The following is a 22,921-nucleotide window of genomic DNA, read 5'->3' on the forward strand; positions in this document are numbered from 1 at the left end:
AGGAGTTCCGTCATGCCCACCGCCACCGCGCTCAACCAGGCCGCAGCCATGATCGAGAATGCCTGGGGCCAGCCCATCGAAATGCTGGAAACCCTCGCGGTCCGCCGACCCAGCGACGACCCGCTCCTGCGCTCGACCATGCACATCTATGCGGCCCTGACCATCACCGACCGCTCGGTAGCCGCTCACCAGAACCGTCTGCACGCCCTTACCCGGCCCGGATACGTGCCGGCCTTCTACGAACTGGAGCGGCTCACCGGCTCAGCGGCCGAACTTCGCGTCGCCCATGCGGAGAGCCATACGTACCTACAGGCGATCAGGCGTGTGATCGAAGCCCGGGAGGCCGCCGCGCCCACGGACCGAGCCTCGGCAGTTCGCCTGGCCCAGGCCGCTGTCGCCCGCTCCGGGCACGCGCAAACCGCCCTGAGCCAGGCGACGCCCGACCCGCCTGCTCCTTCGGCAGTGGTAGGGCCGTCGGCACCCGCTGCGGGGCCGCATCGCTGAGCGATCAGGCGAGGTCCTCGCCGTGGTGGGCGCCCTCGATGCGGGTGCCCACCTCGCGTACCAGCTCCTCCAGCGTCAGCTCGACCCGCTGGCCTTCCGCTGCCCGGTGCTCCACCACCATCTCCTCGTCCGGCCACCTGTCGGGCTGCGCGCCGACGCCCCACTGGCCGTCGGCGACCATTGCGATGTCGCCCAACGTCCACGGCCGTCCGGCAGCGCGGACCTTGCGCTCCAGCCCGGCTCCGTCCCAGTGTCTGCTCGCCTCTGCCATCCCTGCTCCCCCCTTCGCTCCCGTGAGGCCGTCGCCGCAACCCAGGTACGACAACCGCGTTCGCCGATCCATTCCCCGGCCGTCGACCCCCTGCTGACGGTCGCGAGTTCGCCCACGGCAGACGTCACCCCCGGGAAAGGACTACGCGCTTCGGCACACTGCATGTCAACGTACGGATGTCGGGAAAATCGCAGGTCAACGAATGTCTGGTCGCCGACGGCGCCTGGCCGTCCCGGAGAGCGGCCCTATCTGTCCCGCCTGTCCCTACCGGCTGACCTCCTGACGAACCACCACCACCAACCCGCACCTGACTTTCCGTACTGCTCCCGGAGGTTCCCTTGCCCCAAAACCTGACCGTCGGCCACCTGCTCCGCCAGCTCCAGGGGCTCGACCCCCACCTGCCGATTCGCCTCGCCGTCAACCCCGACTTCCCCTTCGCCCACTATGTGGGGGCCGATGTCGTCGTCCGGGACGGCAAGGCGTTCATCGCCGACGATGGCCAGGAGGGCTACCTCCCGACGGCGCTGCGCGTCGCTCTCGCCTGGGCCTGACCGGTTCCATCAACACCACGGAGGCTTCTATCTCGTCGCTACCCCACCCTTCGTCCGTCCTTCCGCTGCACGATCTCGCCATACGCCCCATGCCGGACGGCGTACGCGGCGCGCTGGTCCGGCGCGTCTCCGCCCGGCCCGACGGCCCGCTCAACGTCACGTGGCTCGCCGCCGGAACTCCGAGACTCCCCCTCGGCCGCATCCGTCTTCACTGGGAGCCCGCCTCCCTCGCGGGCTGGGACGTCACCGCCCACCTGGGCCTGGCCACCACCGAGGTGCACCTCGCCTCCTGGCTCGCAGCCCCGGACGACTGGCCGCGCCTGGTCCGTCCGACCGTCCACGAGGTGATCGGCCTGTGCGCCGCCCTCACGTTCGCGACCGACGCCCTCGACCTCTCGAATCGCCTCGCCGAGGCCTGACCGAGAACCGCAGGGTGCCGGCGGGCGTCGGAGCGGGGGCGCCGTGCAGAACCGGGTCGCCCCAGCGGATGACGAACTGCTGGGCGTAGCCGGGCGGAGCGGTGACGGTGTCGGCCGTGTTCGGCGGAACGAGCTCGGAGCGCAGATCGCCGGGCAGGTGATCACCTGCCCGGCTACGGCTACTTGACGGGTTCGGCCTCAGCCGTGCTCATCGGGGTCGGACGGCCGGTGCGCGATGCGGCCCGCGAGATCGCCTGGCCTCTCGATACCGAAGGGTGATCCTCGGGACATCGCGAGGCGAAGAACCGGACCTGCGGTGCACAGACCGCCGCTGTCCGCTCGACAGAAGCGGTGAGGACCGGTCACCCGTGTGAGGTCCGAGGTGCCGGGTCCAGGATGGACCGAATGCGTTGCAGTCCGTTGTGGTTGACAGAAAACCAGGCCCAGGTGCCACGCCGCTCGCGGTCCAGGAGCCCGGCTTCGGTCATGATCTTCAAGTGGTGGCTGACGGTGGACTGGCGTAGCTCCAGACTGTCCGCCAAGTCGCATACGCAGGCTTCCCCGTTGGGGGCCTGCTCCAGTAGCCGGAACAACTGCAGGCGGGTGGGATCGGCGATGGTTCGCAGCATCGCCGACAACTGTTCGGCTTCGGAACGGTTCAGGGGTTTGCAGTTCAGCCCCGGCCCGCACGAGCCGCCTTCGAGGAACCCGTCCTCCGACGTCTGCAGATCTATGACAGCCACCCATCGACCATAAGGGTTGGGTGATCACTTTGGCACGATCGAAAATGGCCGGACTGGGCGCTCGGCCAAGATTAGGGGTAGTTAGGGGACAGACATCGAGGCAGCGGCAGCAGATCGTGTGGGCGTCGGCTGGCGGCGCGGTGGCGACTGTCCTTCACGGCTGTCACGTTGTCTTGCCGGTTGGCGTGGTGTGCCAGGCGATCAGTGCGGCGGCGGCCGAGACCAGCGCGAGGACGACGAACAGGCTGGGGTAGCCGCCGAGCGGCACGGTCAGGGCGGTACCGGCGAACGGGGCGAGCGCGGAGGCGGTCGTCGCAGGGGCGGCAAGAATTCCGGACAGCCGACCGTAACGGTTTGCGCCCCATCGGTCGGTGATGGCGGTGGCCTGCAACAGGGTCAGGTTGCCGCGGACGGCGCCGGCGACGACGGCCAGGACTGCCAGCAGCGGGTAAGGGCCAGGGACGAACGCGAAGGCGGCGGTGGTGGCTCCCCCCAGGCCGATGAGAACCGCGGCGCGTAGGGCGGGTGAGCTTCGGCGGGCCAGGGCGGCATACAGCGTGCGGCCGAGAGTCTGCCCGGCCCCACCCAGGCCCAGGGCCCAGGCGGCCTGGGTAGCGGTGTAGCCGCGGTCGAGCAACAGGGGGACGAGGGCGACGACCACGGCGTACATCGCGAAAGCCGAGAGGGTCAGGGCGGTGGCCAGCAGGAGGAACGGACGGCTGCGGGTGATGGCGGCCGTGGTGGCGGTCCCGCCGGTGGTGGCCGGGGGCGGAGCGGGGGGCCAGGGCCCGCGCAGGGCGAGGGCGTGGGCGGGTATGGTCACGGCGGCCAGGACGACGGCCAGAATCAGGTACGTGTGCCGCCAGCTGAAGTGGCCGGCCAACTCAGCGGTCAGGGGCGCGAAGACGGTGGAGGCCAGACCGCCGGCGAGAGTGACGGTGGTCAGGGCACGGATGTGGTCGGGGGCCCACCAGCGGGTGAGTGCGGCGAACGCGGGCTGGTAGAAGGTGGATGCCATGGCGAGACCGGCCAGCAGCCACCCGACGGTGAACATGGCCAGGTTGGGCGCGGTGGCGACGATGACCAGGCTGGCGGTGCCGATGACGGAGCCGACGGTCATCACCGTGCGGGGCCCGCGGGCGTCCAGGATGCGGCCGACGCGGATACCGGCCAGGGCGGAGACGAGCAGAGCGGCGGAGAACGCGGCCGTGGTCGCGGCCGCGCTCCAGCCTGTGGCAGTGGTGATCTGCGGGTTGAGGACGGGAAAGGCGTAGTAGACGATGCCCCAGCTGGTGATCTGGGTCAGGCACAGGGCAGGCAGGGCCGCCGCTGGCCGCGCCGGTTGACCGGTGACGGCGGCCGCAGGGGCCGTGGAGAGATCGCTCATGAGTCGGTCATCAGCAACTGGCCGTGTCGGGCTGTAGTTCGGGCAGACTGGCGGTCGCGGGGGTACAGCAGGTGCTACGAGGCTGCTTGGCCAGGGTGTCGGCGTCGGCCTTGACCACGTACACCTCCGACGGCTCCTGGCCGGGACCGCGCACCCAGGCCTTGTCTTGCAGGGCGTAGCCGCAGGCGGTGCCCTCGCCCGCCGTTCCTTCGACGAGGGCGAGCTTGAGCGCAGGCTCAGTGGTGGAGGAGTTGGCGTAGCCATCACGACGCAGCTTGGCCGGCCCGGTGCCGAAGAGCCTGCTGTGGAAGGTGGTCGCGGCCTGCAGGTCGGGCACTCGCGGTGTGAGTTGTGTCCGGGACATGGGTCGTACTCCTGCCGGTTCGGTGGTGCGCGCTGCCCGCAGCCGTGACGGCTTGGGTAGTGGCGTTCAGGTGTTGCAGCAGCTGCCGGGTGCGCTTGCCGAGCCGGGAGTGGCGGTGATGAGCTGGATCGGCTGCTGAGCGACCGGGGCGCAGCAGCTTTCCGTGGGGGCCTGGGAGGCGGTGTCGGCCGTGTCGAACAGGCCTGACCCACCGCACACTCCGGTCTCCGGCAGGACCAGCTCCACTCGGTCGGCTGCCTCGGCATCGCCGGCCAGGGCTGCCGTCACGGAACGGACCTGTTCGTAGCCCGTCATGGCCAGGAATGTGGGAGCACGGCCGTAGCTCTTCATGCCGACGAGGTAGACGCCGGAGTCCGGGTGGGACAGCTCCCGGTGGCCGTGCGGGTAGACGGTGCCGCAGGAGTGCTGGTTGGGGTCGATCAGCGGGGCGAGCTCCACCGGTGCCTGCAGGCGCTCGTCCAGCCGCAGGCGGATCTCGGAGAGGAAGGACAGGTCGGGGCGGAAACCGGTCAGGACAATGACTTCGTCCACCCCCTCCAACCGTCGCCCGTCCTCGGCGACCAGCACCAGTCGGCCGTTGGCGCTGCCCTCGACGGCCTCGATGCGGAAGCCGGTGACCGCCTCTGCGTGGCCGTCGTCGACGGCGGCCTTCGCGGCGAGGCCGAGGGCGCCGCGCGCGGGCAGCTGGTCGGCATCTCCGCCGCCGAAGGTGGAGCCGGAGATGCCACGGCGCAACACCCATACCGCCTTCGTGTCTGTGCCGTCCTGGGAACGCGCCAGTTCGGCCAGTGAGGAGAGCGCGGTGAACGCGGAGGCGCCCGAGCCGATGACGGCGGTGCGCTTGCCCACGTAGCGGGCACGTACGGCCGGGTCCGTGAGGTCGGGGACGCGGTAGCTGATGCGATCAGCCGCCGCGCGCTCGCCGAGGGCGGGCAGGCCGCTGCCGCCGGCCGGTGAGGGCAGGGTCCAGGTGCCGGAGGCATCGATCACGGCAGCGGCGAGGATCCGTTCTTCCCGGTCGTCGGCGTGCTGCACGTGCACGACGAAAGGCTGCGTCTCACGGTCGGTGTCCACGATGCGGTCACGGCCGACCCTTGAGACGCCGGTGACCCGGACGTTGTAGCAGACCTGATCACCGAGCGCGTCGGCGAGCGGCTGCAGGTAGCGCTCGATCCAGTCGCCGCCGCTCGGGTAGGTGCCGACGTCGGGCTTCGTCCAGCCTGTTGGGGCGAGAAGCTTCTCGGCCGCGGGGTCAACGACTTCACCCCAGGTGGAGAAGAGACGTACGTGTGCCCATTCGTGCACGGCGGTGCCCGCCGCGTGACCGGCTTCCAGAACGAGAGCGTGCTGGCCGCGGTCGGACAGATGGGCAGCGGCGGCCAGGCCGACGGGACCGGCGCCGATGATGACTACCGGCAGAGCAGGGGCAGCGGACATGATGGCGACGACTCCTCGGATTCGATACCTGTCGATGTCGCCCAGCATGACCCTTGAGATCGATGTACGTCAACATAGAGATTCATCGAATCTATGCCTGAACGGACGCAGAGGGGTTCCGTTCTCTGCTTGGCAAATGATTAGATGACTGTCAACATAGAGGCATGTCTAATCTGGCTCTGGGCTCCACCAATCTGACCGCCGCCATGACCTGGTGCTGCCAGCCGCTGGGGAAGGAAGAGCTGTCCGCTGCCGACTCGGAGAAGATCGCCGTCATGTTCAAGGCGCTGTCCGACCCCGTCCGGCTGCGACTGTTCTCGAAAATTGCAGCCCGGCCGGGCGGAGAAGCCTGCGTCTGTGACATCCAGGACGTCGGGGTTTCTCAGCCCACGGTGAGTCACCACTTACGGAAGCTGAGGGAAACCGGGCTTCTCGAGTCGGAGCGCCGCGCCAGCTGGGTGTACTACCGCGTTGCGCCCGGGGTGTTGTCGGCTATGGCGGGCCTGCTGTCACAGACTCCCTGAACCGGTAGGCTCCGGCGATCCGTAATGCGGGCGTCGGCCAGGCATGACGATTTCGGGCGCAGGGACATGCCGACCGGTAACGATCCCGGAAGGGACGCTGGGAGGGATAGGTCATGTGTCAGAAGGGGACTGCTTCTGCCTGTGACGGTTCGTGCCTGGAGCTGAGCGCGGCCGACATGGTCTGGTGGTCCAATGTGTTCAAGACCCTCGGAGATCCTGTCCGCCTGCAGCTTCTGATGCAGCTGGCCGAACGGTCGGGCGCCGAGGCCGCCGTGCACGAACTGGCAGACGTCGGAGTGTCTCTGGCAACCGTCAGTCATCACCTGAAACGGCTGCGATGCATCGGTCTGATCGAGAGCAGGCGTGATGGCCGCCTCATCTACTACAGGTTGGGTGTGGGCGTGCGCGCTGCGCTGATGCAGATCCTGCATCAGCGCAGCCAGGTCAACGTCCAGTGAGCGCGGAGACGAAACAAGGCTCCGGCTCCGTTGCGATGCCGGTGGTCAGCCCACGGCGAGAGCAGGTGCTGTCGTCATGGGCTGGTCCAGGTGAACGGTCGTGTCGCACAGGCGCTCCACCTGCGCCGGGTCGTGGGAGACGAGAAGCACCGCCCTCCGCCCGTTCAGCGCGGCGATGGACTGTTCGACCTTGTCCCTGCTGCGTTCGTCGAGTGCGCTGGTGGGCTCGTCGAGCAGCAGCCCGGCCGGCTCCAGTGCCAGGGCACGGGCCAGACAGAGCCGCTGGCGCTGCCCGGCGGACAGGTTCTGCGCGGGGGAATCGAGGCGGTCGGCGACTTCCTTCCACAGTCCGGCCTCCTCAAGTGCCTGCTCCGCCCGCTCCTTCAGGAGCTCCTGGGAAGCACGCAGGACATGGCGAAGACCGAAGAGGGCGTTGTCGAGGATGCTGCCTCCGAAGACGACCGGCATCTGGGGCACGAGAACGACCTTGGCCCGCAGGTCGGCGTCTCCCTTGCCAGGAGCGATCGTGCGATCCAGCACCCGCAGTTCGCCGTCCCGGGTGAGCCCGTGAGGGAGTAGGTCCACCAGGGCACGCAGGATGGTGGACTTGCCCGCGCCCGACGGCCCGCACAGCCCGGTGGTGGATCCGTGCTCCAGGCTGAAGGAGACCGGGCCGACCAGGGTCTTGTCGCGGCTGAGTACGCGCAGCTCGCGCACGGTGATCACGTTGTCCATCGCTCTCCTTCGAAGCGGTTGCGCAGCGCGACCGCCGCGCTGAGGAGTACTGCGGTGATGAGGACCAGCACCATGGCACTCCCCCAGGCCTGGGTGACGGCCTGGGGGTCACCCGAGTCCTGGGAGAGGGTGAAGATGTGGGTCGGCAACGCCTGCACCGGCGAGTCCACGATTCCGCTCGGTACGGCGGGCGCACCGAAGAAGACAGTCGCGGTGAAAAGCAACGGAGCGGTTTCGCCCGCGGCTCGTGCCAGGCCGAGCAGCAGGCCGGTGATGGTCGCCGGCCAGGTGTACGGAACGACGACGGACCGGACATACTGCGCACGCGTCAGCCCCAGGGACATGACGCTCTCCGTGAGTTCGGGAGGGATACTCCTTACACGGGTGGAGGTGGTCAGGGCAATCACCGGTACCACGACGGGAACGAGCACGATCGCACCCGCCAGCCAGGACCGGCCCCAGCCCATCGTGGTGGACAGGATCACGAACCCGGCCAGGCCCAGCAGGATGGTCGGCACCCCTCCGAGCACGACCGTGACATTCTGCAGAATGCGTGCCGTGCGCTCGGACGCGTGGACACCGATCAGGACGCCCGCGCCGAAGCCGAGCGGCAGAGCCAGAATGCCCGTGATGGCTATGAGCAGCACCGTCCCGATGATCTGGTCACGCACGCCCCCTCCTGCCGCGCCCGTTGCGGGCGTGAACCAGAAGGACGGATTGAACGCCGAACTCCCTCGCGTCACCAGGAGAGCCAGCATGCCGACGAGAAGAACGCTGGGCAGAACCAGGGCCCCCAGCCGCAACGTCCTCACCAGCCGGTCCCGCTGCAGACGCATCCGCACTGTGCCATGGGACTTGGCGGAGCGTTCGGTCGCCGCGCCGCGGGTGCGGCCTCGTGTGCCCCAGACCGTCATGGCGGCCACCAGCGCCAGGAGGACGAGGCCGAGTCCACACAATGCGGCGAAGTGGGGGCCGGACGTTCCCGCCAGCACGGGCTCCGGACCGGCAAGCTTCGTTGTGAGCGTCTGGCCGGGGTGGCTCAGCGAGTCGAGGAACTCTCCGAAACTGGTGGGCAGTCGGCCGTCTGCCCTTCCCACGACCAGGAACACGGCGATGGCTTCGCCAAGTGCCCGGGCCAGACCGAGCAGAACAGCCGCTCGCATGCCGGACCGCGTGAGCGGCAGTACCGCCGAGCGCACCACTTCCCGGCGGGTCAGACCGAGCGAGTACGCGGCTTCGCGGACGCGGTCCGGCACCGCGGCGAGTGCGTCGACGCTGACCGCCACGATGGTGGGAGTGATCATGACGGCGAGGACGATGCCGGCGGCCGCGAGACTGTCTCCGCCGGGCACGTCGGCGATCCGCGCGATGACCGGACGGATGACCATGATGCCGATGAGGCCGTAGACGATGGACGGTACGGCGGCGAGCAACTCCACGCACATGCGCAGCGGTCGGGCCAGGCGGGGCGGGAGGTACTCCGACAGCGCGACGGCGGCCCCCCAGCTGACGGGCACGGCGATGACGAGGGCAAGAGCACACACCACCGCCGTGCCGTAGATCATCGCCAGGCCGCCGTACACCGAGCTGGCCGGGCTCCACGCGGCTTCGGTCAGCAGCTCCAGCCAGTCGATGTGTCCACTGGTGACTCCTGCGCCGAGATAGCCGACAACGGTCAGGAGGAGAGCCGCCACGGCGAACACCCCGGCATACAGCCAGGCCCAGATCCACTTGGACTGGCGCGGGCGGCTGCCGGTGTCGGGTGCGTCGGGTGCGTCGGGCGGCCGGGTCAGGGTTCCGGTGGCCATCGGCTACTTCCCGATGTTCTTGAGGGTCAGGTAGCCGTGTTTGGTCATCAGCTTCTGCCCCTTGGAGGTCAGCACGTAGTCGATGAACTCTTTGGCGGACCCCGCGGGCTTGCCGTCGGTGAACAAGTACAACGGCCGGGACATGGGGTACTTGCCGGAGGCGATGTTCTCCGGGGACGGCTCGATGCCGTCCAGCGTCACGGCGGCCAGACCGTCGCGTCCTTCGACGAAGCTGGTGGACAGCGGCGCCACGGCGCCGGGCGTGGACTCGAGTTTGTTGCGGGTTTCGAGGTTGCCGCCGACGATGGCGAAGTTGCCGGACTTCGGCGGAGGCGGAGCCTTCTCGTCTCCGTAGAGGTACTTGTCGAGGACTTCACGCGTACCGCGCCCCGGCTCCTTGTCGTAGACGAAGACGTCGAGATCGGGGCCGCCGACTTCGGACCAGTTGGTGATCTTCCCCTCGAACAGGCCACGCACCTGGGCGGCGGTGAGGTTCTCGACCCCGCCGTCGGCGACCTGCTTGGTGACAATGACGCCGACGGCGTCTGCACCGATCTGCGTGGAGAGGAAGTCGGTGTCGGGGTTGGCGGCCTTGTCCTCCTTCGCCAGTGGCTTCGAGCTCATGGCGATGTCGATCTGCCCCGAGGCGAGCTGCGAGATGCCGCCGGCCGAACCCCCCTGCGTGGCGACGGTGATGTCGAGCCCATCGGCCTTGAGCGCCTCGGCCGCGTCCGCGGCGACCGGCGCCACCGTGGTCGACCCGCTGACCTGCAGGGCACCACCTGATCCGGCTCCGCCGTCGGCGCAGCCTGCCAGAGACATGACCGTCAGAGCCGAGGTGACGAGGTATGCGCGGCGGAACTTCTTGCTGAACACTGTTGAGACCCTTCCTTCGTGCGTGACCGCTTTACGTGGGACGAGATGGAGCGGAGCGTGCTGCGACACTCCTTGGGCGGTCACTGGTGTGACAGAAGGGGACGGGCCGGGCCGGGAGGCCTGAGAGCTGAGGTTGTGCCTGCGGCAGCGGCGAGAGCCGATACCGAGAGAAATACGGCAGTGTGCATGTCAGATCCTTCGGGGATGGCGGTGCCCTGAAAGAGGAATGCGGGACAGCGCACCCGTAGGGGGCTGCCCCGCGCAGGCTGCGGATCTGGCGAGGCGGTGCTGACGGGCTCATGCCCGTCAGCACCCGGGCGCGGGGTGATCAGACGTCAGGTGGTCCGGACCCCGACGCTCTCCTCTACGGGGCTGCGGTGAGCCACGCCGTGCCGGCTGCGTCCAAGTGGACGTACATACCGTCGGCTGCCTCGCTGGTGCGCACGGAGCCGCTGAGGAAGTGCCAGGTGCAGTCGGCGCGTTCGGGCAGCAGGGTGCTGAGGTTGATACGGGCCTCGGTCGCGGACGGGTTGTGCAGGCCGAGGACCACGCGCGAGCGGTCGGCGGGCTCATGGAGCACGCCCTCGATGCTGTCGGCGGCCAGATTGCGGATGGTGGCGTCCTCCGCGAAGGCGGCCGCGATGTGGGGCCTGTCGAGACAGCCGGACAGAGCCGGAGTCTGATGCGACAGGGCCGAGGTGGGTGCGGAGGCGAGGGGACTCACAGCAGGGTCCTTCCTGTCATGGCGGATCCGGGTTTGTGTCCCAGCAGGTGCAGGACGGTGGGGGCGACATCGGCCAGCGTGGCCGTCTGCGGCAGCGCGAGTGGCGGTGTGTCGGTGCCCGGAGGGACGATCACCAGCGGCACGGGATTGGTGGTGTGCCCGCCGTAGGGCCGCAGGGTGCCGTCCGGTGCCTGCTTGGTCATGCGTTCGGCATTGCCGTGGTCACCGACGGCAAGTACCCACCGGTGGCTGGCCCCGGCCGCGTCCAGGATCTGGCCGACCGCGGCGTCGGTTGCCTCGCAGGCGGTGATGGTGGCGGTGAGGTTGCCGGTGTGCCCGACCACGTCGATGTTGGCCAGATTGGCGATGACCAGGTCGACTTCCGGGCGGGTGGCGGCTTCGACGACTGCTGCGGTGACGCGGTCGAGGTTCATCCGGGGACGCGCGACGTAGTCGGGCTTGCCGTCCCCTGTGACGCGCACGTGCTCCTCCCCGCCGCGCACCGTGGCGTCACGGCCGTTGATGTAGTAGGTGACGTGCTCGAACTTTTCGGCCTCGGCGATGCGGACCGTGCGCAGCCCGGCCGTGGCGAGCTCGTCGGCCAGGCCGCCGGAGGCGTCCGCGCGCTGGACCAGAGCGGGTATGGCGGTGCGGGTGTCGTACTGGGCCAGGCTGACCATGTCCACCGAGCGGCCGGTGGCCGTCAGGTGCTCGCTGAGGCGGTCGGCGAACTGCTGGATGCGGTCGCTGCGGAAGTTGAACCACACCACCGCGTCCCCGTCGGCGACGCTCGCGTGTCCGACAGCTGTGAGCACGGTCGCAGGGACCCACTCGTCGCCGCGCTCACCGGCGCTGACGGCCGCGTGGATGCTGTCGGCGGGCACGCCGCGCCCGTCGGCGACCAAGGTGACCGCCTGCTCGGTCAGATCGAGGTTGCCGGCCTTGTCCATGGCACAGCCGCGGCCGATGACGGTGGCGATCTGCCCCGCTCCGGCCCGGGCGGCCAGTTCGGCCACCCGGGTCAGGTAGGTCTCGCTCGTGTGGTCGGCCACATCCCGGCCGTCGGTGATCGCATGGATGAAGACCTGCTGTACCTGGTGTGCGGCCGCGGCGGCCAGCAGCTCGCTCAGGTGCTCGACGTTGGCGTGGATCTGCCCGTCCGAGCACAGACCGATCAGATGCAGCGCGCCCGAGGAAGCGGTGATCCTTTCCAGCAGGGTGTCCAACCGCGGATGTGTGCGCAGGGTGCCGGTGTCGATGGCCTGCTGGACCAGGAGGCTGTCGTAGGGCAGGGGCCGTCCGGCTCCGATGACCATGTGGCCGATCTCGGAGTTGCCGACCGTGTCGGGGAGCAGGCCGACCGCGTCGCCCGAGGCCTTGGCCAGCGTGCTCGGGCGGTGGGTCACCAGTTCGTCCAGGACCGGGGTACGCGCCAGCGTCAGGGCGTTGTCGTCGGACGCGTCCGCGTGGCCCCATCCGTCGAGGACCAGCAGAAGTCCCGGGCCGGCGAACACCGCTTCGGACGCGCTCACTTGGTGCTCTTCAGGTCGGGGTGAAGGGTGTCGAGGGTCTGCCAGAAGGTGGGGAAGGACTTGGCGACGCAGCCGGGGTCCTTGATGACCACGTCCTCGGTGCGCAGACCGGCGATGGCGAAGGTCATGGCGATGCGGTGGTCGTCGTAGGTGTTGATGGTCGCGCCGTGCGGGGTGCCGCCGGTGATGTACATCGCGTCCTCGTGCTCCTCGACCTCGATGTCCATCTTGCGCAGCTCGGTGGTGACGGCGGCGATGCGGTCGCACTCCTTGACCCGCAGGGAGGCGATGTTGGTGATGCGGGTGGTGCCTTCGGCGTAGGCGGCGGCGATGGCCAGGGAGGGCACGACGTCGGGCATCGCCTCCATGTCGATGTCGATGCCGCGCAGGGACCCGCCGGTCACGGTGATCGAGTCGTCGCCGACCTCGGTGCGGCAGCCCATCTGCTCGAGAGCCCGGACGAGGTGGACGTCGCCCTGGTGGGAGCCGGAACCGATGCCCGGAATGACGACGCGGCTACCCAGGATGGCGGCGGCCGCCAGGAAGTAGGACATGCCTGAGGCGTCCGGTTCGACGGTGACCTGTCCCCCGCGGGCCTGCTGCCCGGCCGGGACGGTGAAGCGCCGGTATCCGTCCCGGCCGACGTTCACGCCCATCTCGCTCAGCGCGGCGAGCGTCATCTCCACGTACGGCTTGGAGACCAGCTCGTCGCTGATGGTGATCTCGGTGTCGGTCTGGGCGCGCAGCGCGTTGATGATCAGGCTCGAGGTGAACTGGCTGGAGACGGCGCCGCTGATGGAGGTGGCGCCGCCCTTGAAGGAGCCGCCGACGACCCGGATGGGCGGGCTGCCGTTGCCGCGCACCGCGGTGGCGTCCACGCCGAGCGCGGGCAGTGCCTTGAGCAGGTCGCCCATCGGGCGCTCCTGCATGCGGGCGTTGCCGTTGATGACCGTGGTGCCCTCGGCGTGCCCGGCCATGGAGATCAGAAACCGGAGGGGCGTGCCGGCACCGCCGACGAAGATCTCCTCGCCGGGGGCCCGCATGGCCTGGCCCGTGGGGGTGACGCGTATGCGGGCAGTGGCGTGGTCGATGTCACAGGTGACGTGGCCGAACGCCTCGATGGCGCGGGAGAGGTACACGGTGTCGTCGGACAACAGCGCGCCGTCGATGACCGTCTCCTGCCCGGACAGGGAGGCGATGGCCAGGTAGCGGTTGGTGTAGCTCTTGGATCCGAGGACTCTTACAGTCTCGTCGAAACCGGCCAATGTCCGGACGGTGACGGACTCGGCCTCAAGGCGCGGGTCGGGCGTGGCGGACATGCGTTGCCTCCAGCAGTGGGAAACGGGTGGGTGGAGCCGGTACTCGTTCGATGGATCAGGCCTTGACGACCCGGCAGGCGAAGCACTTGAAGGCCTGCTGGCCCGAGAGGTTGTCGTAGAAGCGGTCGTCGGGGAGCGTGTTGGCCGCCTCGTAGCGTGGGTCGTCGAAGAGGTCACCCTGCTTCTGGGCAGGGCCGAAGGTGTTGGGGACGAACACGGTGTCCGTTCTGATCCCCTCCCACAGCAGCGCGGTGCCCGTCACGGATCCGCGAGGGCTTTCAACGCGGACGTCGTCGCCGTCGGCGATGCCGGAGCGGCGTGCCGTGTCGGGGTGGATCTGGATGAAGCGGATGCCGTTGAGCTGCTTGCCCGTCGGCGTCCAGTGGGTGACCTCGGCGAAGTGGACGACACTGGGCCGGCCGGTCATGCCCATCAGCGGGAAGTCACGGTGCACCGCGTCACTTCCGGGTACGCCCAGTCGGACCGGATGGGTGACGGCCTGCGGGTTGAGAGGGTTGGTGACGAACTTGCGGCTGTAGGCCAGGGTCGGGTTCTTGCCGGTGACCTCGGGGTGCGTGTAGAAGATCGGCAGAGCGCTGTGTCCGGTGACCGCCAGCTTCTTCTCCAGGACCGGAGTGGTGATCTCGACCTTGCCGCTGGGCGTGAGGAAGCGTTTGCCCCGGTTGGCGGGGTCCAGCGACTCGGCGGCCCGGTACCAGCTGGGGTGGTCCAGGTAGAGGGTGCTCACTCCGGGGTGGTCCTCGGTGGGGCACGGCCAGCGAAGCGGCTCGGTACGCTGTCGCATCCGGGCGCGGGTCATTCCGCCCACGCCTGGGGTGTGGGCGACGAAGTCGGCCCACAGCTGCCGGTAGTCCATCCATCGCTTCGGGAAGGCTGCGCGCCATTCGGCGGCGGGACGGTGGGTGTCCAGTTCCGCCAGGGCGTGGGCGAGACCGACCCAGATCTCCCAGTCCGGCCGGGACTCGCCGACCCGGTCGACGGCCTGGTCCTGCCAGCGGATGGCCCGGTCGTCGCGGCGCATGTAGACGCCTTCCATCTCCAGTCCGCTGCAGACCGGCAGGATGACGTCGGCGTAGTACGCGGCCTCTTCCATGAACAGGCCGGTGTAGACGTAGAAGTCGAGTTGCTCGAAGGCCTTCTTGACCTTGGTCGTGTTGGCGGAGGACACCAGTGGATTGCCCTGGGTCACCACCGCGCGCAGCCGGTAGGGGTTGTCCGTGAGGATGGACTCTGCGAAGTAGTCCGGGCCGACCGGCAGCGCCTCGCGCCGCTCGGGCACGTCGACGTCCAGGGGACGCAGGTGCAGGTCGCCGGGCCAGGTGTTGTGCATGAAGTTGCAGCCGCCGCCCGGCTGCCCGATGTTGCCGGTCACCGCCGCCAGGAACGTGGCCACCCGGTAGGTGTCGAAGGCGCCGAGCTGGTGGGAGATACCTGCGTTGCAGAAGATCGCTGCCGGTTTCGCCGTCGCGTACTCCACCGCCATGTCGATGATGACGTCGGCCTTGACTCCGGTTACCTTCGCCGCCCACGCGGGGGTGTACTGGTGCTTGGCGAGATGTACGCACAACTCGTCGAAACCTGCCACCCACCGCTTGACGAACGCCTTGTCGTACAGCTTCTCCTGCACGATGTGGTGGAGCATGGCCAACAGCAGCGCGAGGTCCGTGTGCGGCTTTGGCGCCACCCAGCGGTCGGCGGCGGCTCCGGTGGGCGTCAGACGCGGGTCCACGACCGTCAGAGTCGCGTTGTTCTTCTTGCGGCCGCGCAGCAGGTAGTCGAAGGTCACCGGGTGGGTCTCGGCCTGGTTGGTGCCCAGGAACAGATAGTGGCGGGCCGAGCCGAGGTCGTCCTCGCCGGTCGCGCCGTCGGTCCCGTACCCGTTGGTGAAGTTGCCCAGACCGAAGGTCGTCGTGAGGGCGTTGCCGCCGGCGTCGTTGCACACCGGTCCGACATCGGTGTTGTTGGGGCTGCCCAGCATCGCGAACATACGGGCCACAAGCGAACCAGTACCTCGGGGCATCCGGCCGGTGGTGCGGTTGGCGATGGTGTGCGCCTGCCCGGCGTCGCGCAGCGCCAGAAACTTCTTGGCGATCGTGCGCAGGGCCTCCTCCCAGCTCACGGCCTCGAACTTGGAGTGCCGTGAGCCCTTCGCACCGGAGACGCGGCGAAGCGGACGGGTCAGTCGTTCGGCGTTGTAGACGAGCTGGGGCATCATCTCGGCCTTGACGCACACCTGTCCCTGTTGGACGGGGTCGCGGTCCTCGCCTCGAACGGCCAGTACCCGGCCTGCTTTGAGATCGACGTTGAGCCGGCAGTTGGCATTGCAGAACTGGCAGGCCGTGGCGACGGTCTTGTCCGGCGTCAGCGCAGCGGACTGGTCGGTGAAGCCTGCGACTGTCACACCACCGGCAGCGGATGGCCCACCTGTTGCGGCGGATGTTTCGCCGGCGTGTGCGGATATCACCGGCAACAGGGCCGGCGTTCCAAGGCCGGCCCCACCGATGACGCTGCCGCGGACGAAGCCGCGCCGGGACAGGCCGTTCTGATCATGCTTCATAGAGACGTGGGGGTCCTTCCGCCTGGTGTGGGGAACGAGGCGGGCATGGCGGTGCCCGGGCCGTGCGGCCACGCCGCACGGCCTTGTCACAAGCAGATGCCGCCTGGGTCAGAGGGTGAGCGTCGGCAGAGCGTTGGCGTCGACGTCGGCGTTGGTACGTACGGCAGCCAGGAAGGCCTTGAGGATCTTGTGTTCGGCTCCTGGCGCGGACGAGAGCTCAGGCTGGAAGAGGCTGCCCATGAAGAACGGGTGCCCGGTGATCTCCAGTGCGCGCGGTGCGCCGTCGCTGTCCCAGGCGCTGAGCTGCAGCGACCCCTCGTTGGCGGCGTTCATGAACGTGTCGGTCAGCCCGTAGTCGCAGTGGAAGATCTCCTCCACCTCGGTCGTGCCGTAGATGGCGGCGAGCCGGGAATTCTCCTTGACCCGCAAGGGAGCCTTCTCTCCACGGAAGGAGCACTTCAGCGGGGTGACGAGAGGCATCAGCTTCTCGGGGTCGTCGTCGACGCCGATTGCCTCCGGCAGGTGCAGCACGTTCTGGGCGTGCTCGATCAGGGCGCTGAAGAAGCCGCCGCAGGTGCCCAGGAACGGCAGTTGGTTCTCCCGAGCATGGCGCACGGCGATGTGTACGCCCTTCTGGTTGAAGTACGGCGCCCCCGGTACTACCCATACGCCGTCGAAGCCCTTCAGGAAGGAGGCGTCGTCGATCTCGGTGGTCGGTATCCACTCAGTGGTCAGGTCCCACTGCTCACGCATCGCGTCGATCTTCGGGTGGGACGGCTCGTCGTGATTGCCGTGGTCTCCCACCAGGGCAAGGCGTGGCTGGGCGTGGACTGACATCGATGTCCCCTTCAAGTACAGGAAGGCCTTGAACTGCTTTCGCCAGTGACAGTTCGAGCCATGTGGGCGCAGCAGAGCGCGTGCCGAGCACTCCGTTGCGCGAGCTTGGTGTGGTGCCTGAGGTGATGTCACGACCGTGCCGCCACGCACGGGTTCCGTGACAGAAAAAGTGGTGGGGTGCTATCGCCGCGTTGGCGGTGGTGCGGCTGCGAGTCGCCGCCTATCGGATGTACGCATGTCTTCCAGCCCCCGACCCCTTGGCGCCCCGTGCAGGGCCCGTTGCAGGCCCTCCGTGCTGCTTCTCGACCAACTTATCGATGACGGTCAAAGTATTCGAGTATCTCGCGGTAGCACTGGAAACGATCGCGCCATCTCCACTGCGCCCAGGAAGCGAGGTGAGCGGTGCATGCAATGGCGGTCCCATCAGCGATGTTGTCGGGACTCGCCGACGGTCGGCGGTCGCTGTCCGGGTGCGCCCCTTCGTGACCGGCCCGTCGCGCCGGGGTTGTTTGAGCACGCCAGAGCGACAACTGGACCCAAATGAGCGTGACTTGCGAACGACCAGCCGAGATGGCCGGAAGCGGCGCACAAAGTGCGCCATTATCACCAGCGTTGACTGTTGATAGGGACTGATGCTGTTTAGTTGGGCGTGGCCGGTGGTCGGCCTGCTGTCCTACCCCCGCGGGCACAGCCGGCCCCGGCCGCCCTACGGGGCGCCAACCTGTTGCGTTCGAGGAGAAGTAAGTGAACAGCTCCGCCGGCCATCCCCGCAGATGGCAGATCCTGAACATCCTGTGTCTGAGCCTGGTCCTGATCGGTCTGGACACCCTCATCCTGAACCTGGCCCTGCCCAGCATCCAGAAGGACCTGGACGCCACCAGCAGCCAGTTGCAGTGGATGGTCGACTCCTACGCCCTGGCCTTCGGTGGGCTCTTGCTCATGGCCGGTGGTCTGTCCGACCGGTTCGGCCGCAAACGGCTTCTCTCCATCGGCACGGGCGCCTTCGCGCTGACCAGCCTGGGCGCCGCGTTTGCCTCGAACGCCGAGACGCTGATCACCTTCCGCGCCCTCATGGGTATCTCGGCAGCGCTGATGATGCCCGCCACCCTTGCCATCATCAAGGACGTCTTCCCGCGTGAGGAGCAGGGCAAGGCCATCGGTATCTGGTCGGGCGCAGCCGCGGTCGGTGTGCCCCTCGGCCCGCTCGTCAGCGGCCTGCTGCTGGAACACTTCTGGTGGGGTTCGATGTTCCTCATCAACGTCCCCCTGGCGGCCATCGCCCTGATCGGCGGAGCCAAGCTGATCCCCGAGTCCAAGGCTGAAGGCCACCCCGGACTGGACCTCGTCGGCGCCCTTCTCTCGGTGGCGGGCCTGGTGACGATCGTCTACGGCCTGGTCGAGGCCCCGCACAACGGCTGGGGCGACGTCATCACACTCGGCTCTCTCTTCGTCGGCGTGGTTCTGATGGTCGCCTTCGTTGTGTGGGAGCGGAAAACCGCCCATCCGATGCTCGACGTGGGTCTGTTCCTCAACGCCCGCTACGGCGGCGGCGCCCTGGCCATCGCCTGCACCTCCTTCGGCCTCTACAGCGGCCTGTACCTGCTCACCCAGTACCTGCAGTCGGTACTCGAACTCGACCCGCTGGGCGCGGGCCTGCGCATGCTCGCCATCGGCACGATGATGGTGGGCGCTCCTCTGTCGGCGAAGCTGGTGGAGCGCGCGGGGCTGAAGACGACGGCGGTGCTCGGTCTGCTGCTGTGTGCGGCGGGGCTGGGTGTCCTGGCCGGGCTCTCCGTCGACGACCAGACACAGGCGCTCATCGGGCTGGCCGTGTTCGGTCTGGGCATGGGTGTCGCCCTGCCGGCTGCCGTGGACGCCATCCTCGTCGTCTCCGCCGCCCGCCAGGCGGGCGCCGGGTCCGCGGTCGCGGATGTCGGCATGCAGGTCGGTGGCGCACTCGGTATCGCCATCAGTGGCAGTGTGATCACCACGCTGTACCGTGACGACCTGCCCCAGGCCGCCCAGTTGCCGGGCGAGGCCGGGCAGGCGGTACACGAGTCCCTGAGCGGCGCGTCGGCAGTTGCCCAGCAGCTCGGTGGTGCTGCCGGCCAGCGTGTCCTCGATGCGGCGCAGCAGTCGTTCGTCGGAGGGTTCGCCACCACCCTGTTGATCGCCGTCGGAGTCGCCGCCGTCGGTGCCGTCGCCGCCGCGCTGATTCTGCCCCGGGGCCGTGTCACCGACGACGACGATACAGAACAGCCCGAAGTCAGCGCCCACAGCGGCGGTGCCGACGTACCTGCCGCCTCCTGAAGAACTGGGGAGTGACAAGTGCATAGGATCGACTCCACAGCCCGCCCCGGCCCGCACGCCAGGACGGGGACCGGGCCGGACGGCCGGCTCACGGGCGAGAGGGAGGTGGCGATGGCACGGCCATCGAAGCTCAGGGTGGCGGTCAGTGATCCTGACCAGTGGCTCAGCGAGCACGAGCGGGCACAAATGCTGGCACCCAAACTGCGTGCCCTGGCAGACGAGACCCGGCTCATGCTGATCCTGTTGATCGCTCAGCGTCCCCGCACGGTCAAGGAGTTGCAGGAGGCCACCGGCCTGAGCCAGACCCTGGTCAGCCACCATCTGGCTCCGCTGCGGGAACAGAACCTCGTCGAGGCGATTCCCAAGGGGCGGAGCAACCAGTACGTGATGTGCTGCCAGACCTTGGCCGAACCGCTGCGCATGTTCGCCAGCCTGGCCGCCATGGACCCCGAGACGGTGGCGGCCTGCCTCCAGACCGGGGTCGACGAGCCCGCGAGGGCCAAAGGGGCCTGAAGCCGCGAAGGCCTGACAACGGGGGGTGTTCCACGCGACGCGCGGGACACCCCCCATCAGTCCGGGGCGAGCTACTGCTGCAGATCGCTCTGGAAGCGGTCCCGGATGTCCAGCGTGCTGAGCGCATTGGTCGCGCGCGGTGGAACAGCGCCCGTGCGAGGCAGCGTCTTGACACAGACCAGGTACGGGCCGGCAGCAGCCTGGGCCTGCAGCATCGCAGACCGTAGCGCGTCCTCACTGTCGCAGACGACGGCGCCGGCGTATCCGGCCGCCAGCGCCATGTCGGGGAACGAGGTGGTCGCCGAAGTGGTGGCCTGCCCGCCCGTGGACTCGTGTACCCGGTTGTCGAGCACGACATGGATCAGATTGGCGGGTGCCTCACTGCCGATCATCGACAACGTGCCCAGGTGCATGAGCAGTGCACCGTCCCCGTCCAGGACCACTACGGGCCGCTCAGGATGCGTCAGCGCCACGCCGAGGCCGATGGAGGAGGCGTGGCCCATGGAGCCCTGCATGTAGAAGGTGCCGGGTGCGTCGGCCACGGCGAACGCGTCGCGGCCGGTGAAGCCGGTGGTCGCGATGACAGCGGCCTGCGGCGCAGCGGCGGTGACAATTCGGATCGCCTCCGAGGCGGGCAGCCCCTCGGTGTGCGGGGCGTTGGCCGCGGTGGCCTTGCCGATGGCGCCGCGTTCGACCAGCACGAACGGCGCCCGCTGACCGGCCAGATCCTTCTCTGCCTGCTCCAGGACCGCGGAGAACTCCTCGACCCCGTCCTGCGCGTACAGGGTGTGGTGCGGGGTGTCGACGCTGTCGAGAAGCCCGGGCGTCGCCGGCCCCATCACGGCGTGCTGGGGTTCGTCCGTGGCAGGGTCGGGCCAGCCCCGCAGACTGGTGAAGGTCAGGATCGGCATCTGGTAGGTCATCACCAGTGAGGTGAGCGGGTTGATGAGGTTGCCCAGACCGGAGTTCTGCAGCATCACGTAGGCACGCTGTCCGCCCAGGGACGCGCCGGCGGCCACCGCCATTGCGCTGCCTTCGTTCGGCGCGGGGACGTAGCGGCCGGGCTGGGTACTCAGATGCGCGATCGGCCCACCGAAATGGGAGCAGGGAACGCCGCTGGCGAACGTGAAGCCACGGTCGGCGAGAAGGTCGCAGAATTCCTTTGCGGAGATCATATGCGGGGCAGCTCCTTTTCGAGGGTGGCGGCGGATGCGGTGGACGGTGCCTGGTCCGCGGCCTGGGCACTGCGGGCTTGGCGTCGCATCTTGATGCCTTCGATGATGATGGGGATGCCGGAGACGAGCACGATGCCTATGACGATGGCTTCGATGTTGTCGCGGACGAAGGCGATTTGGCCCAGGTAGTAGCCGACCAGGGTCAAGGTGACCGACCACAGGACCGCACCGATCACGTTGAACAGGAAGAACGTGCGGTACGCCATGCGTCCGATGCCGGCGGTGATGGGGATGAAGGTGCGGAAGACGGGGATGAAACGGGCCATCACCAGAGCCTTGGGGCCGTGCTTGAGCATGAACTGCTGAGCCCGTTCGGCGTTCTCCTGTTTGAAGAACCGTGAGTTGGGACGCCTGAAGAGAGCACCACCCACTTTGCGGCCGAAGGCGTAGCCGACCTGGTCACCCAGGACTGCGGCCACTGCGATGGCGAGCATGACCAGCCACAGGGGCTGGTTGAGGAACTGGTCGTTGGCCACAAGCAGACCCGCCGTGAACAGCAGCGAGTCGCCGGGCAGGAAGAAGCAGACGATCAGGCCGGACTCGGCGAAGACGGTGGCCATGATGCCCAGCAGGCCGAAGCCGGAAATCAGGGCTTCGGCGTCGAGCAAGGGTGATGAGGCGAGGTTTTGCACGGGTGCCCCCCAGGACGGTGGTGCGAGCAAGCGGACATGCCGTCTGCCGGCCCCGTGGGCGGGGCCGGCAGACGGGCGTGGTTGATCAGCCGGCGGCCCAGCCGGGCCGCTGGTCGATGCGTACGACGGCGCAGGTGATGGACACCCCGCCACCGTGGGCGACGATCAGGACGTGGTCGCCGGGGCCGACCTGCCCGGTTTCCACCAGGTGAGTCAGGCCGACGATCTGGTCGTTGACCGTCATGTGGCCCAGATTGCGGCCGAAGTCGAGCAGGCCCAGGTCGGTGGAGAGACCCATCGGGTCGAGGATGACCTTCAGATAGCTTTCCTGGCCGGTGAAGACGTGGCAGACACGGGTGACGTCGTCCGGTTCCAGTCCGGCCTCGGCCAGGGTGCGCAGTGCTATCTCCGTTCGTAGCTCACCCTGGCGGCGCACGACCTCGGCGACGGTATCCTCCAGCCCGCCCGCGGCGGCCAGGCGCTCCTTGAAGTCCATGCCGCGGCCGACCGTCAGCGACGGCGGGAAGAGCGGCTCGCTACCGCGGTACTGCTCCTCGACCTCGGCGGTGGACCCGGTGTTGATGGACAGCAGGCTCGCGAACCCCTCGGTCTTCGACAGCAGAATCGCGCTGCCTCCGTCGCCGAGGACACCGTTCTGGATCCCGAAGGCCCACCGGTTGAAGTTGGGGGTCCCGACGTTGTCGGCGCCGGTGAGCAGAGCGGCACCGCGTTCGGGCACGGCCTTGAGGTAGCAGGCGGCCAGCTCCAGAGAGCCGATCAGGCCGCTGCAGGCCTGCCAGACACGGAAGGAGGGAACGTCGCGGTCGGTCAGATGCCGCAGGATGTAGTGCTGTGGCGACCAACCCTCGGGTCCCTGTTCGTGCCCGCAGGCGTGGATGTGCAGATCGATGTCGTGCGGATGCAGCGCGGAGCGTTCCATGGCCTGCCGGGCGGCGGAGATCGCCATGTCCGGAGCGGGCATGTCGTCGGCGACCGCGGCACCGGTCCAGCCGTAGAACTCGTATTCGTCGGCGTCGTACAAGCCCAGCGCGACGGCCTTACGGGCGTCGACGATCTCAGGGATGTGCGTGCCCAGTCCGGCGATGCGAATGTCAGTGGTCTTCATGAAGTCGGTCCTCGTCC

Annotated in this window: 23 protein-coding genes and 1 pseudogene; 8 read left to right on the top strand and 16 right to left on the bottom strand. The window is 68.4% G+C overall.

Going from position 1 to position 22,921, the window contains the following annotated elements; translation table 11 throughout:
- Positions 1-12 precede the first annotated feature (12 nt).
- Positions 13-504, top strand: coding sequence for a hypothetical protein (locus KUM40_RS38885; RefSeq protein ID WP_217171082.1), 492 nt, complete (start codon positions 13-15; stop codon positions 502-504).
- A gap of 4 nt (positions 505-508) precedes the next feature.
- Here the strand turns inward: KUM40_RS38885 and KUM40_RS38890 are convergent, their stop codons facing one another.
- Positions 509-775 carry a hypothetical protein gene (locus KUM40_RS38890; RefSeq protein ID WP_217171083.1) on the bottom strand — a complete coding sequence of 89 codons (267 nt, stop codon included), beginning with the start codon at positions 773-775 and terminating at the stop codon, positions 509-511.
- Positions 776-1,113: 338 nt separating this feature from the next.
- Here KUM40_RS38890 and KUM40_RS38895 point away from each other — a divergent pair, with 338 nt between their 5' ends.
- From KUM40_RS38895 to KUM40_RS42785, 3 genes and pseudogenes are all read left to right on the top strand, one after another.
- Positions 1,114-1,326 carry a hypothetical protein gene (locus KUM40_RS38895; RefSeq protein ID WP_217171084.1) on the top strand — a complete coding sequence of 71 codons (213 nt, stop codon included), beginning with the start codon at positions 1,114-1,116 and terminating at the stop codon, positions 1,324-1,326.
- Between the two features lie 89 nt (positions 1,327-1,415).
- The gene (locus KUM40_RS38900) at positions 1,416-1,745 is read left to right on the top strand and encodes an esterase (RefSeq protein ID WP_217171085.1); all 330 of its coding nucleotides are present in this window, start codon (positions 1,416-1,418) and stop codon (positions 1,743-1,745) included.
- Between the two features lie 162 nt (positions 1,746-1,907).
- A pseudogene (locus KUM40_RS42785) lies at positions 1,908-2,024 on the top strand (pyridine nucleotide-disulfide oxidoreductase); the annotation flags it as partial.
- Positions 2,025-2,107: 83 nt separating this feature from the next.
- Here KUM40_RS42785 and KUM40_RS38905 read toward each other — a convergent pair.
- The 4 genes from KUM40_RS38905 to KUM40_RS38920 all read right to left on the bottom strand — a co-directional run bounded on the left by KUM40_RS38905 (position 2,108) and on the right by KUM40_RS38920 (position 5,697).
- On the bottom strand, positions 2,108-2,488 hold the full coding sequence (locus KUM40_RS38905) for a helix-turn-helix transcriptional regulator (RefSeq protein WP_217171086.1): 381 nt from the start codon (positions 2,486-2,488) through the stop codon (positions 2,108-2,110).
- Between the two features lie 163 nt (positions 2,489-2,651).
- Positions 2,652-3,875, bottom strand: coding sequence for an MFS transporter (locus KUM40_RS38910; RefSeq protein WP_217171087.1), 1,224 nt, complete (start codon positions 3,873-3,875; stop codon positions 2,652-2,654).
- A 10-nt stretch (positions 3,876-3,885) separates the two neighbouring features.
- Complete coding sequence (locus KUM40_RS38915) at positions 3,886-4,239, bottom strand: glyoxalase/bleomycin resistance/dioxygenase family protein (protein WP_217171088.1); 354 nt, start codon at positions 4,237-4,239, stop codon at positions 3,886-3,888.
- 66 nt (positions 4,240-4,305) lie between these two features.
- The gene (locus tag KUM40_RS38920; protein WP_217171089.1) at positions 4,306-5,697 is read right to left on the bottom strand and encodes an NAD(P)-binding domain-containing protein; all 1,392 of its coding nucleotides are present in this window, start codon (positions 5,695-5,697) and stop codon (positions 4,306-4,308) included.
- 164 nt (positions 5,698-5,861) lie between these two features.
- Between KUM40_RS38920 and KUM40_RS38925 the strand changes: the two genes are divergently transcribed.
- Positions 5,862-6,221 carry a helix-turn-helix transcriptional regulator gene (locus KUM40_RS38925; RefSeq protein WP_217171090.1) on the top strand — a complete coding sequence of 120 codons (360 nt, stop codon included), beginning with the start codon at positions 5,862-5,864 and terminating at the stop codon, positions 6,219-6,221.
- Positions 6,222-6,415: 194 nt separating this feature from the next.
- The gene (locus tag KUM40_RS41945; protein ID WP_281907640.1) at positions 6,416-6,679 is read left to right on the top strand and encodes a helix-turn-helix transcriptional regulator; all 264 of its coding nucleotides are present in this window, start codon (positions 6,416-6,418) and stop codon (positions 6,677-6,679) included.
- A gap of 45 nt (positions 6,680-6,724) precedes the next feature.
- Here KUM40_RS41945 and KUM40_RS38935 read toward each other — a convergent pair whose 3' ends face one another.
- From KUM40_RS38935 to KUM40_RS38970, 8 genes are all read right to left on the bottom strand, one after another.
- A complete protein-coding gene (locus KUM40_RS38935; protein WP_217171093.1) occupies positions 6,725-7,414 on the bottom strand; it encodes an ATP-binding cassette domain-containing protein in 690 nt (229 codons plus the stop codon).
- On the bottom strand, positions 7,402-9,222 hold the full coding sequence (pstC, locus tag KUM40_RS38940) for a phosphate ABC transporter permease subunit PstC (RefSeq protein WP_217171094.1): 1,821 nt from the start codon (positions 9,220-9,222) through the stop codon (positions 7,402-7,404). The genes KUM40_RS38935 and pstC overlap by 13 nt, the downstream gene beginning before the upstream one ends.
- Before the next feature lie 3 nt (positions 9,223-9,225).
- Complete coding sequence (locus KUM40_RS38945) at positions 9,226-10,098, bottom strand: phosphate ABC transporter substrate-binding protein (RefSeq protein ID WP_217171095.1); 873 nt, start codon at positions 10,096-10,098, stop codon at positions 9,226-9,228.
- A gap of 364 nt (positions 10,099-10,462) precedes the next feature.
- Positions 10,463-10,822, bottom strand: coding sequence for a hypothetical protein (locus KUM40_RS38950; RefSeq protein ID WP_217171097.1), 360 nt, complete (start codon positions 10,820-10,822; stop codon positions 10,463-10,465).
- Positions 10,819-12,354, bottom strand: a complete 1,536-nt coding sequence (gpmI, locus tag KUM40_RS38955) for a 2,3-bisphosphoglycerate-independent phosphoglycerate mutase (protein ID WP_217171098.1) — start codon at positions 12,352-12,354, stop codon at positions 10,819-10,821. Before gpmI ends, KUM40_RS38950 begins: the two co-directional genes overlap by 4 nt.
- Entirely contained in the window at positions 12,351-13,673 is a 1,323-nt protein-coding gene (aroA, locus tag KUM40_RS38960; protein ID WP_217171100.1) for a 3-phosphoshikimate 1-carboxyvinyltransferase, read from the bottom strand. Before aroA ends, gpmI begins: the two co-directional genes overlap by 4 nt.
- Before the next feature lie 55 nt (positions 13,674-13,728).
- Entirely contained in the window at positions 13,729-16,251 is a 2,523-nt protein-coding gene (locus KUM40_RS38965) for a molybdopterin-dependent oxidoreductase (RefSeq protein ID WP_217171101.1), read from the bottom strand.
- 108 nt (positions 16,252-16,359) lie between these two features.
- A complete protein-coding gene (locus KUM40_RS38970; protein ID WP_217171103.1) occupies positions 16,360-17,088 on the bottom strand; it encodes a hypothetical protein in 729 nt (242 codons plus the stop codon).
- A gap of 744 nt (positions 17,089-17,832) precedes the next feature.
- Here KUM40_RS38970 and KUM40_RS38975 point away from each other — a divergent pair.
- Both KUM40_RS38975 and KUM40_RS38980 read left to right on the top strand, forming a co-directional pair.
- On the top strand, positions 17,833-19,398 hold the full coding sequence (locus tag KUM40_RS38975; protein WP_217171104.1) for an MFS transporter: 1,566 nt from the start codon (positions 17,833-17,835) through the stop codon (positions 19,396-19,398).
- A 111-nt stretch (positions 19,399-19,509) separates the two neighbouring features.
- Positions 19,510-19,911 carry a helix-turn-helix transcriptional regulator gene (locus tag KUM40_RS38980; protein ID WP_217171106.1) on the top strand — a complete coding sequence of 134 codons (402 nt, stop codon included), beginning with the start codon at positions 19,510-19,512 and terminating at the stop codon, positions 19,909-19,911.
- A 71-nt stretch (positions 19,912-19,982) separates the two neighbouring features.
- On the opposite strand, the gene aepY is transcribed toward KUM40_RS38980, so the two are convergent.
- The 3 genes from aepY to KUM40_RS38995 all read right to left on the bottom strand — a co-directional run bounded on the left by aepY (position 19,983) and on the right by KUM40_RS38995 (position 22,904).
- Entirely contained in the window at positions 19,983-21,086 is a 1,104-nt protein-coding gene (gene aepY, locus KUM40_RS38985; RefSeq protein WP_217171108.1) for a phosphonopyruvate decarboxylase, read from the bottom strand.
- A complete protein-coding gene (locus KUM40_RS38990) occupies positions 21,083-21,778 on the bottom strand; it encodes a DedA family protein (RefSeq protein WP_281907655.1) in 696 nt (231 codons plus the stop codon). The genes aepY and KUM40_RS38990 overlap by 4 nt, the downstream gene beginning before the upstream one ends.
- Before the next feature lie 85 nt (positions 21,779-21,863).
- On the bottom strand, positions 21,864-22,904 hold the full coding sequence (locus KUM40_RS38995; protein WP_217171111.1) for a ketoacyl-ACP synthase III family protein: 1,041 nt from the start codon (positions 22,902-22,904) through the stop codon (positions 21,864-21,866).
- Between the last annotated feature and the right edge of the window lie 17 nt (positions 22,905-22,921).

It is taken from the genome of Streptomyces sp. AC512_CC834 (assembly GCF_019049325.1).
Classification (GTDB): Bacteria; Actinomycetota; Actinomycetes; order Streptomycetales; family Streptomycetaceae; genus Streptomyces.